Here is an 11,332-nt window from a genome sequence, read left to right on the forward strand (position 1 = left end):
CTTTTCTCTGCTTTTTTATCCGGTAACCGACGCGAACTTCGGTAAAACAACAACATTATTCGCAAGATCAAGCAGACGAATCCGCAGTTCGGTCTTATTCATCCCGGCGAATTCTCGAATGATCTCTTCAATTTCCTCAAAATAAACCTCAATAGATTTTCCTATGTAAATTTTCGGATAAACCTGCTTTTCATTTCTTTCATCTTCCTTCAGCATTTCCTCGAACAGCTTCTCGCCGGGCCTTATGCCCGTGTATTGGATGCCAATCTCCTCGACCGTGTAGCCGGACATCCGAATGACATTTTGAGCAAGATCGGTTATTTTCACCGGCTCTCCCATGTCGAGGACGAAAATTTCTCCTCCTCTGGCAAGCGAGCCTGCTTGAATAACTAACCGCGAAGCCTCGGGAATGGTCATAAAATACCGGACCATGTCAGGATGAGTCACCGTGACCGGTCCGCCCTTCTCAATCTGCTTCTTGAATAAGGGAATGACGCTGCCGCGGCTGCCCAGCACATTGCCGAACCGTACCGCCACAAATTTCGTCGAACTGACTCGATCCATATGCTGAATGATCATTTCCGCGATACGCTTGGTTGCCCCCATCACACTCGTCGGATTTACGGCTTTATCGGTCGAAATCATAACAAAGGTATCGACGCGGCTCGCGCTAGCCGCTTTGGCCGCATTCAGGGTGCCGAGCACGTTATTTTTGAATGCTTCCTCCGGATTTCTTTCCATGAGCGGCACATGCTTATGCGCGGCGGCATGATAGACCACCTGCGGGCGATGCGTTTGCATGACCGCCAGCATTTTCGCTTCGTCTTGAAGATCCGCAATCTCCGTCACGAACTGAATGTTCGTATGCCCGTAAAGCTCCCTCAGCTCCATCTCGATCGAATAGATGCTGTTCTCCCCATGTCCAAGCAAAACGAGCTTCTCCGGCAAAAACTTGGAAATTTGCCGGCATACCTCTGAGCCGATCGACCCGCCCGCTCCCGTTACCATAACAGTCTTCTGCGTCACATAACCGGAAATGCTGTCGATATCGAGCTCTACCGGCTCCCGGCCGAGCAAATCCTCAACCTGAACGTCGCGGAAATGGTTAACGGATACTTTTCCGGTAGCCAGATCTTCCAGCATCGGAATGATTTGCGTTTTGGCCGTTGACTTCGCGCATTCGGTGAAAATCGTGTTAAGCTGTTTTTTATTCAGAGACGGAATCGCGATGACGATATTATCAATCTTCTGCTTCTCCGCGAGCCTCGCGATACTCGCAACGCCGCCGAGGACCGGAATGCCCATAATATCGAGATTATGTTTATTGGCATCGTCGTCAACGAATGCGACAGGCAGAAGCTCCGTATATCCGTTACCCAGAAGCTGCCTGGCCACCATCGTACCCGCCGAGCCTGCTCCGACAATCAACGTACGCTTGCGCATTCCGCCATTATTATGGTATCTGCCTCTAAAGATTCTCCAGCAGAGCCTAGAGCCGCCGATCAGCAGTATATGAATCATCCAGGTTACGGCGAGTAAGCGAAAATACACATCCTGCAAAACAATCTGCTGAATGATTGCTGCCGTAATGATCGAGAACGAGACTGCCTTCGAGATGATCAAAAGCTCTCCGACACTCGCATACTCCCATGCCTTCTTGTACAGCTTGTAGTAGAAGGAAAAGAAATGATGACTAAGCAGCAGCGTAATCGAGCTAATGACAATAGGCGGCGTCACAACATCAAGCGAGGCATCCAGCAGAAACCTGCTAATAAAAATGGCTGTCAGTACGATAAGCGAGTCTATTAAAATCAAAAATGATAACCTTTGACGATACTTCAAATCGTTCACCCTTTCCAGATCATCCTTTGGGGCATCGAACCCCGCCTCACGCCACACCCTTGACGACTTGCGTCTAAGGCCGAATATTGCCCACAGCATGGCCGAGTGCCTCCATTGATAACGGTAAGGAGACATCACCGAACAAGACTATGTTATTGAAAATGAAAATTGTGCTTAATAGAGAACGACTGTCCCGCAAAAAAAGCGCTATCCGATTGAGATCATCAAACGCTTTTCTTGTTTAGTATGACGCCTAAAATATTGGCTTTTGCAAACAGCAACGCCTTTTTTGCTTCCTTCGCCTGCTCTTGCTGCGTCTTTCCGCTCTTTAGCAGCAAAATGACGCCATCGCATTTATTGACCAGCGCATTCGTCTCCGCTACGCCCAGCACGGGCGGACAGTCCAGCAAAATCATATCGTAATGGGAAGCGGCATAGTCCATCACATCGACCATGAGAACAGAATCCAGCAATTCCGTCGAGTTAAAAAATCGTTGTCCGCTCGGCAAAATTTGCAAGCCCTCGACCTCGGTACTATAAATGGCTTCGCGAATATCGAGCTGCTGCCCTAATACATTCGACAAACCCGGAGAGGTTTGTACGCTGAAAATTTGGTGAAGAACCGGATTGCGGAAATTGGCGTCGATGACAAGCACCCGGTCTCCGCGCTGCGCCATGCATATGGCCAAATTTACGGCAGCTGTCGACTTCCCTTCCCCTTCGGAAGGCGATGTCACAAGCAATGAACGGACCTTCCTCCCGTTAGCTGCATACTGAATATTGTTTCTAATGGTCCGGTATTGCTCCGAAATAGAGCTATGGGGATTCACGTAGGCTAACAAGCTTCTGCTTACGAATGACTTTGCCGGTTTTTTGCGTTCACGAACCAATGGTTTCACCTCGCGCTACAATGCTTTTTTGTTTCTTGGATGCTCTGGCATGATCTTTTCGCTTCATTTGGGAAACTTGCCCAAGCATCGTCAGCCCAAGCAGCTCCTGGGCCTCCTGCTCAGACTTAATAGAATCATCAAGGGAGTCGAGCAAGAAGGTCAGAGCAATACTCATAATGAGGCCGACTATTAATGCGGCAAATACGATCGTGTTGCTCTTTTCATTGATTGGAAAGGAGCTTTCTTCCGCCTGCGTCAGCACCCGTATGCTGCTCACGCCTAACGTTTCGGCTGCTACTTGCCTATATACCTCAACGGAAGTATTTGCAATTTCAGCTGCCAGTCTTGCATCCGGATCAACGACCGTTACGACCGTAATAAGGGAACCCTCAGCGCTGTCTAATCGTATTTGCCCCCGTAGTCCTGCAGCAGAACGATTCAGTCCAAGCTCCTCAGCTACCTTGTTTAAGACAATCGGCTCTCGAAACAGGACCCTCGCAGTGCCCATCATTTCCGAGCTTGCAGCGACGATTATTCGCGATGATGCAGCATAGAGAGGAGTTTCGGGTCTCGAATTGTAGATGCCCGCGATAACGGCCAAGCTGATAGTCATGAGTGCGATTAGCCAAAGGCGCTTTCTAAGCGTGCCGTAAAGCGCCTTGAGGTTAATTTCCTTGCCCTTTTCCTTTTCAATACGCTCTGTCTGCACGTCTTCCAATTGCTTGCCATCCATTTGTTCACCTGCCAACATTGTTTGTTATAAAGAACGATAAGTCAATTTTAGTTCCTTATATAGAACATGTCAATACATGATTTCATTTTTTTCATTCGCCGTTAGTTATCGATATGAAGAATAATAATATTCGATGTTTTCTTTTTTTCGTTTGATGAAACAGCCGCGTCCTGCAGGCTTTCCTTCCACATATTCGAACGGACCAAGTCTTTTAATGCTTGAAAGTCTCCCTTGCTCATTCCTTCGTCAACGGCTTTTTTTATAATAGAACGCCATTCATCGTCTAATATTTCATCCTCATAAATTTTCGGTAAATGCTCTTCTCCCAATAAATATTCGATGTTAGAATCCAAAGGAGCCGCGATTTTTGCCATCACTTTAAGAGAGGGGTTATTCTGCATATTTCGTTCAATGTAGCTTAAGTAAGACTTGGAGACGCCAGCAAGATCAGCAAGCTTCGTAATCGAGTAGCCCTTTTTTTCCCGTAGACTTTTAATCCGTTCCCCAATCATAATATTCTCCTTCGGCCAGTTTAGATCCATCATGAACCAGGCAATTACAGGTGCAAAGTCAGGCGTTATAACAGACGATATTTTTATTTTAGTTCTTTAAAGAGAACTGGTCAACAACTTTTCATTTTTTTTGCGTAAAATATCCCGTTAACACAAACAAGGCGGAGCATATGCCCCGCCTTTGTTTGTCCGTTAACTACCCTAGATTGGTAGTCGTCTTGATAAGGCTCCCAGCTGATCCCGCAGACGGAAGCTCGCTATAATCAACCGTTTCGTCCGCTTCCTGCTTCCCGTCTGGATGGAACTCATTTTCCATTTTGGCTACGACGACAGTGGCGACGCCGTTACCGATCAGGTTCGTAATCGCACGGGCTTCCGACATGAAGCGGTCGACCCCCAGCAGCAGAGCCATCCCTGCGACTGGAATGCTTGGGAACGCCGCCAGCGTTGCCGCCAGCGTAATAAAGCCGGAGCCTGTTACGCCCGCCGCTCCCTTGGAGGTAAGCATGAGCACGCCAAGCAGCGTCAACTGCTGCCAAATCGTCATCTCTACGCCGGACGCTTGCGCCACGAACAACGCAGCCATAGACAAGTAAATCGACGTGCCGTCCAGATTGAACGAATAGCCGGTAGGAACGACAAGACCTACAACCGACTTGGAACAGCCGTATTTCTCCAGCTTATCCATCATCCGCGGCAGGGCGGATTCCGAAGAAGAAGTGCCAAGCACGAGAAGGATTTCTTCTTTGATGTAACGCATAAACTTAAAGATGCTGAAACCGTAAGCACGTGCGATCAATCCAAGTACCACGATGATAAAGAAAGCCATTGTCATATAAACCGAGCCCATCAGCTTGCCGAGCGACCACAGTGAACCGAGCCCGAATTTGCCGATCGTGTAGGACATCGCGCCGAATGCGGCGATCGGCGACACTTTCATGATCATATTCACGATACCGAAGAAAGCATGTGTCATCTTGTCGAACAAAGCGATTACAGGCTTAGCTTTCTCGCCCATTGCCGTTAAAGAAAGCCCGAATAAAATCGCAAAGACCAGAATCGGCAGCAGCTCTCCCGCCGCCATCGCGCCTACAGCATTATCCGGAATAATGTGTAGCAGGAAGTCTGTCATGCTATGGCTGGATTCCGCCGCAGCTTCCGTGTATTGGGAAACATCGCCAGTCGCAGCGCCGGCATCAATCCCCGCTCCCGGTTTGACCAGATTGACAACGACCAGACCGATCGCGAGCGCAGCCGTAGTTACGATCTCAAAATACAACAGCGCTTTGCCTCCGATCCGGCCAACCTTCTTCAAGTCGCCCATATTGGCAATGCCGTTCACAACGGTGAAAAATACGATCGGAGCAATGACCATTTTGATCAACCTGATGAAAGCGTCACCAAGTATTTTCATTTGTTCCCCGTTTGCCGGGAAGAAGTGTCCGAACAGTATACCAAGAATAATAGCAATCACGACTTGTACAGTAAGATTTCTCAAATTCAGTTTAAATCGCATGAGGGCATCCTCGCTTTCTTTTTTTTGTGAAAACGCTTTTATTTTGCGTGTGCCCTCATTCTAAAAGAGATACCGCTTCCAAACAAGCATGCGGTCATATTGTTCGTTTTGGTTATTTCGGTCTTCCGATTTCGCTCATGAGCTCACTTCCGATTGTCTGCTCATACTGATCGTACAACGGCTCCAGCTTGCGGATCCATTGCTGTCTTTCCTTTTCGGTGAGCATATGAATCGTGAACCCGTCTATCCCCTTCAGCTCGAGAAGCTGCTTCTCATGCATCGAAGCCGTCTCTTGATTGATCCACGCGGTCGTCTCCTCCAGCGCCTGCTGCAGTACCCGCTGCACTTCAGGAGAAAGGTCCGCCCACAGCCTCTTGTTGAACAGTACCACATAACCCAAATAGCCGTGGTTGCTGATCGTCATATATTTCTGTACCTGATACAAACGCTTGCTAACAATATTCGATATCGTATTCTCCTGCCCGTCCGCGGATCCGTCCTTCAATATACCGTAGACCTCGTTGAACGGTATCTTGACGGTTGATGCGCCAAGCGCTTGAAATTGGCTGACAAGCAACCGGCTCGGAAGGATGCGAAACATCTGGTTGCGAAAATCGTCCGGAACCTGAAGCGGCCGTACGCTGCTCGTCATCTGTTTGAACCCGTTCGCCCAAAAGGCTGCTCCTTGTACCTTGTGAGAGTTAAGCGTTCCGAACAACCGCCGCCCAAGCTCACCCTGCAGCGCAGCGTCAACGGCCTGCTGATCAGCGAAAGCGAACGGCAAATCCATCGCCAGCCACGCCGGCTCGACCACGCTCATGTTCGAGAAGGAAGGCGCGATCATTTGAATGTCTCCGCTCTGCAGCGCCGCGAATTCAGTATCTTCGGAATACAGCATCCCGTTCGGAAACACCTGAATTTCCACGCGGTCATCGCTCAGTTCCTTCACAAGTCTCGCAAAATGCTCGGCAGCGAGGCCCTTAGGCGTGTTTTCGGCAACGACATGACTGAATTTGATAATAATACGATCCTTCAGACCCGTCTGCTCATCATCCATCGGCAGCGAATCAGTAAAATGCGGCCGAAACCCGATCAGGAATGCCGCAAACATCCCCAGCACAATAAACAATCCAATGCCGATCCACGTCTTCACCGTATACCTCCCTGTTGCTATTTTACGATCATTATTTCACAATAGAGTCAAATCGTAAACTAAAGCACGTAAGGAGAGAAACCGTCCTTGAACCAATTGCGCATTTATTGGAAAATCGTCATTTTATCGTTCGGACTGGTGCTCTTCTCCCTTCTGATCGGCGGTGTCGTCGTAATAGGCAGCGTAACAAGAATCAAGGAGGACGAGCTGCGGCAGCGCCTGATGATCACCGCCCGGACTGTCGCCAATTTGCCCGATATTAGAGAGAACATAGGCAATCCGGGCGCTTCGCGGCATATTGCCCCAATTGCGGATAACATTCGGATTATCAACAATGTTGCTTATATCGTTGTACTCGATATGAATCGGACGAGGCTTTCCCACCCGCTGACGGAACGGATCGGCGGGACCTTTGCCGCGACCGACGCGGATGCGGCATTTGCGGAGCACACATACGTGTCCAAGGTAATGGGAGAAGCCGGCATCGGTCTGCGCGCCTTCGTGCCGGTCATGAACGAGCAGCATATGCAAATTGGCGTCATCGTGGCGGGCGGACTGCTGCCCGGGCTGAAAGAGCTCATCGCGGAAGAACGGCAAGCGATCGTGCTTACTGCCCTGCTCTCCCTGCTGTTCGGCATTTTCGGTTCCGCGCTGCTTGCCCGCCATATCAAGAAGCAAATGTACAATTTGGAGCCGCAGGAGATTGCCCGTATGTTCGGGGAACGGAGCGCCGCTTTCCAAGCCATGCACGAAGGCGTGATCGCCATTGATCGCAGTGAGACAATAACGATCTTCAACGATCGTGCCAAACAAATTTTCGGCGTCGTGCAGGATGCGGTCGGCCGTTCAATTTGCGACGTGCTTCCCGATACCCGGCTTCCTGAAGTGTTGAAGCTTGAGCAGCCCGTGCTCAATCAAGAGCTGAGGATCGGCAAAACACTTATTTGGAGCAATCGGATCCCCATTCGCGAACAGGGTATGACTGTAGGCGCCATTGCGATATTCCAGGACCGCACGGAAGTAGCGAGAATGGCGGAGGAACTGACCGGGGTGCGCGAATTCGTTGATGCGCTTCGGGTTCAAAATCATGAGCACAGCAACAAGCTGCACACCATTGCGGGACTGCTTCAGCTGGACAAAAAAGATCAGGCGCTTCAATATGTGTACGATATCACTGAACAGCAGGAAGGGATTACACGGTTTATGCAGGAAAATATTACAGATGACAGCCTGGCGGGGCTGCTGCTCGGCAAAATCAGCCGGGGCAAAGAGCTCGGCATTCATGTCCAGATCGATCCGCACAGCGAGCTGAAACGTTTTCCTCCACTGCTGGACCGTCACGATTTCGTTCTGCTGCTGGGCAACTTGATCGAGAACTCTTTTGACGCTTTGACCGAAATCGAACGGGAGCGCAAAGAAGTTTATGTTAGTTTGGAGCAAAATGAAGACCTGCTCTCTATCCTCGTGGAGGATAACGGCTGCGGAATGACAGACCAAATAAAAGCACGGATGCAGGAACGCGGCTTCTCCACCAAAGAGAACAAAAACCGCGGGATCGGGCTTTATTTGCTGCAAGGCATCGTGAAGAAAGGAAACGGCGAGCTAAGGTGCGAGTCCGAGCCCGGCCGGGGCACCACGATGGAGATTTCATTTCCGATGACAGGGGGGCTGCAATATGAAAGCAAATGATAAACCGTTATACAAGGTTGTATTAATCGAAGACGACCCTATGGTTCAAGAGGTTAACAGACTGTTCGTAGAGCAGGTGCAAGGCTTCCAGGTCGTCGGTATCGCAGGTAACGGAAATGACGGTCTGCAGCTGGTCCGGGAGTTATCGCCGAACCTGGTTTTCCTTGATGTATTCATGCCTTCGCTCGGCGGCATCGAAACGCTGCAGCGGCTGCGGACCATGGCACTGCCAGTCGAGGTGGTCGCCGTCACTGCGGCCAAGGATGCGGAAACGATACGCACCATGCTTCGAAACGGCGCATTCGACTATATTATAAAGCCGTTTAAGCTGGAACGGGTTAAGCAAACGTTGGAGCGCTACCGCTTGCTGCATGAAGCTTGTACGGAAGCCCCGTCGGTGACGCAAGACGAATTGGACCGCTTGCTGCATAAAGCCAATTCAGGTGTCGAAGACGTCCCTGCAGAGTCCCGCGTTGCAGCGGCTGCCCCCTCGAACGTTCAGGATGATTTGCCCAAAGGCTTGAACGCCGCCACGCTAAAGCAGGTGCTGCATGTCATGCAGCTGCATGACGGCGGATTATCGGCGGAGGAGGCCGCCGACGGCGTCGGGATTGCGCGCGTGACCGCCCGGCGTTACCTGGATTATCTCGAGAAGACGGGCCGCGTCAAGCTTAAAATCATTTACGGAGGTGTCGGCCGGCCCGTTAACCGATATGTGTTAAAGCCATGACCAAAACGTTCATAAATAACAATATGTCCAAAAGCTTCCCACACTCCTATGAAAACGGTAACATGAAAGGCATCAGTTACAGATACCGTATAACGGGAGTGTGGTCAACATGGCAATGCCGGCAGCTGCAAGCACCAACATCGTGCTTCGCTTGGAAATGGATAAGGACAGCACGACGTTCGGACGAATCGCCACCGCGATCGGCGCAGCAGGCGGAGATATTGTAGCCGTCGACGTGAGCGGAACGGGCAAGACGACAACGATTCGTGACCTGACTGTCAATATTTCTGAAACAAATCGCAAAGAGTTAATTGTAAGCGCATTAAATAAATTGCCTGGCGTGCATGTGCTTCAGGTGTCCGATCAGACGTTTCTCATGCATTTGGGCGGAAAAATAGAAGTGACGCCAAAGATGACAATCAAGACGCGGGACGATCTTTCACGCGTATATACGCCTGGCGTAGCGAACGTTAGCATGGCCATCCATGAAGTGCCCAGCCGTGCGCATACCTTGACGATTAAGCGGAATACAATTGCCGTTGTATCGGACGGAACGGCGGTGCTCGGGCTCGGTAATATCGGCCCGCTCGCGGCAATGCCGGTCATGGAAGGAAAAGCGATGCTGTTCAAGCAATTGGCAGGCGTCGATGCCTTCCCAATATGCCTCGATACGCAGGACACAGAAGAAATTATCGCTACGATCAAACGGATCGCACCAGCCTTCGGCGGAATTAATTTAGAGGACATCTCCTCCCCGCGCTGTTTTGAAATCGAACGGCGGCTGATCGAGGAGCTCGACATTCCGGTTTTCCACGACGATCAGCATGGAACAGCCGTTGTTCTGCTGGCAGGCATCTTAAATGCGGTGAAGCTGGCGGGAAAAAGGCTCCAGGACTGCAAAGTCGTGCTTAACGGCGTCGGAGCAGCCGGAATCGCCTGCACCAAAATTTTGCTGGCCGCAGGGGTCGTCAACATCATTGGTGTTGATCGCGCCGGTGCGCTTGTGAACGGCCGAGACTATGAGCACGAAGCGTGGAATTGGTATGCAGGCAACACGAACCCGGAACGCGAACAGGGAGGATTAGCCGACGTGATTGCGGGAGCCGATATCTTCATCGGCGTGTCAGCGCCCGGCGTCCTGAAGGCAGACGATATCCGCAGGATGGCCAAGGATCCGATCGTCTTTGCTATGGCTAACCCGACACCGGAGATTGCGCCCGAGGAGGCCGAAGGGCTTGTGCGCGTGATGGCGACCGGACGGTCGGACTATCCGAATCAAATCAACAACGTGCTTTGCTTCCCGGGATTGTTCCGGGGCGTGCTGGATTGCCGCGCCTCCCGCGTCACTGAGGAGATGAAGCTGGCGGCCGCTCATGCCATCGCCTCGGTCGTTACGGAGGAAGAGCTGAATGAATATTATATTATTCCAAGCGTATTCAATCCGCATGTCGCCGAGAAAGTGAAGGAAGCAGTCATCCAGGCCGCTTATGCTTCCGGCGTCGCCCGAAGACGGGAACGGGGATTGTAATCGAAGAGGCTGTCCCAAGGGTCGTAGACCGGGGACAGCTTTTTTTTCTGCAATAACACAGGATCGGTCTCGTCCGGCATAAATAATGCGCTCTCACCAATACTGTATAAACAGGATTTTTATACTTTAAAATGCTATGCGTTCTTGCCATATTCAGATGCCCGGTCGCCATGGCTGGCCTAATGAGCTTTAATAATAACGGAGATGGCTATGTCTTGCTACAAGCCAAAACAGGATTTCATCTGGACACATTTCCAGCAGTTGATCCAAGGAAAACATACTTTCATGACTTATGCAGTTCATGAGATTAATCGGTAAATGTGAGAAACTATGCTTGAATAAACCGGACGCTAAGCTCGGAGTAATACATAAGCGAGAAGTTACTGTATAAATCCATCATAGCTCGCAAAACAGCCCCTATAAAATGGGTCGAACTGCGTAAGTTATGATACTTTCTTATCGAATACTATACATTGGGAGTCCAACCTTTCTCTGTGTAAAGTAGGGGTACTAAGCGGTTTATCGGATCAGCCCCGGAAAACCCGTCGAATACGAAAAGCTCGCGTTCCTTCATATATCTTTGTCTCCATACTCATCATTTCTTCCCGCCCATTACTGGCATTGGTTTAATTGTATTTCTAATCCAATGTCAACAGGTTAAGCAATGGACAACCAAAATCTAACGTCGTAACATAATTGACACAACATATCGAATAGTGCACTTGACAAGTCAAATCGG

9 protein-coding genes are annotated in these 11,332 nt (G+C 50.2%); 3 read left to right on the forward strand and 6 right to left on the reverse strand.

The genetic code is table 11. The features are described from left to right. Positions 1–15 precede the first annotated feature (15 nt). From L1N85_RS03150 to L1N85_RS03175, 6 genes are all read right to left on the reverse strand, one after another. The gene (locus tag L1N85_RS03150) at positions 16–1,842 is read right to left on the reverse strand and encodes a polysaccharide biosynthesis protein (protein ID WP_235234735.1); all 1,827 of its coding nucleotides are present in this window, start codon (positions 1,840–1,842) and stop codon (positions 16–18) included. A 224-nt stretch (positions 1,843–2,066) separates the two neighbouring features. Continuing rightward, the gene (locus L1N85_RS03155; protein ID WP_235234723.1) at positions 2,067–2,732 is read right to left on the reverse strand and encodes a CpsD/CapB family tyrosine-protein kinase; all 666 of its coding nucleotides are present in this window, start codon (positions 2,730–2,732) and stop codon (positions 2,067–2,069) included. Then, positions 2,722–3,465 carry a YveK family protein gene (locus L1N85_RS03160; protein WP_235234724.1) on the reverse strand — a complete coding sequence of 248 codons (744 nt, stop codon included), beginning with the start codon at positions 3,463–3,465 and terminating at the stop codon, positions 2,722–2,724. The genes L1N85_RS03155 and L1N85_RS03160 overlap by 11 nt, the downstream gene beginning before the upstream one ends. Before the next feature lie 101 nt (positions 3,466–3,566). Further along, positions 3,567–3,977: a helix-turn-helix domain-containing protein gene (locus L1N85_RS03165; RefSeq protein ID WP_235234725.1), complete on the reverse strand. Its 411-nt coding sequence runs from the start codon at positions 3,975–3,977 to the stop codon at positions 3,567–3,569. Positions 3,978–4,173: 196 nt separating this feature from the next. Beyond that, a complete protein-coding gene (locus tag L1N85_RS03170) occupies positions 4,174–5,493 on the reverse strand; it encodes a dicarboxylate/amino acid:cation symporter (RefSeq protein ID WP_235234726.1) in 1,320 nt (439 codons plus the stop codon). Positions 5,494–5,605: 112 nt separating this feature from the next. Beyond that, positions 5,606–6,646 carry a DctP family TRAP transporter solute-binding subunit gene (locus tag L1N85_RS03175; protein ID WP_235234727.1) on the reverse strand — a complete coding sequence of 347 codons (1,041 nt, stop codon included), beginning with the start codon at positions 6,644–6,646 and terminating at the stop codon, positions 5,606–5,608. 87 nt (positions 6,647–6,733) lie between these two features. Here L1N85_RS03175 and L1N85_RS03180 point away from each other — a divergent pair, with 87 nt between their 5' ends. The 3 genes from L1N85_RS03180 to L1N85_RS03190 all read left to right on the forward strand — a co-directional run bounded on the left by L1N85_RS03180 (position 6,734) and on the right by L1N85_RS03190 (position 10,593). Continuing rightward, on the forward strand, positions 6,734–8,335 hold the full coding sequence (locus L1N85_RS03180; RefSeq protein WP_235234728.1) for an ATP-binding protein: 1,602 nt from the start codon (positions 6,734–6,736) through the stop codon (positions 8,333–8,335). Then, positions 8,322–9,065, forward strand: coding sequence for a response regulator (locus tag L1N85_RS03185; RefSeq protein ID WP_235234729.1), 744 nt, complete (start codon positions 8,322–8,324; stop codon positions 9,063–9,065). The genes L1N85_RS03180 and L1N85_RS03185 overlap by 14 nt, the downstream gene beginning before the upstream one ends. 109 nt (positions 9,066–9,174) lie before the next feature. Further along, positions 9,175–10,593, forward strand: coding sequence for an NAD-dependent malic enzyme (locus L1N85_RS03190; protein ID WP_235234730.1), 1,419 nt, complete (start codon positions 9,175–9,177; stop codon positions 10,591–10,593). The last annotated feature ends 739 nt before the right edge of the window (positions 10,594–11,332 follow it).

This window comes from Paenibacillus alkaliterrae (assembly GCF_021532375.1).
Classification (GTDB): Bacteria; Bacillota; Bacilli; order Paenibacillales; family Paenibacillaceae; genus Pristimantibacillus; species Pristimantibacillus alkaliterrae.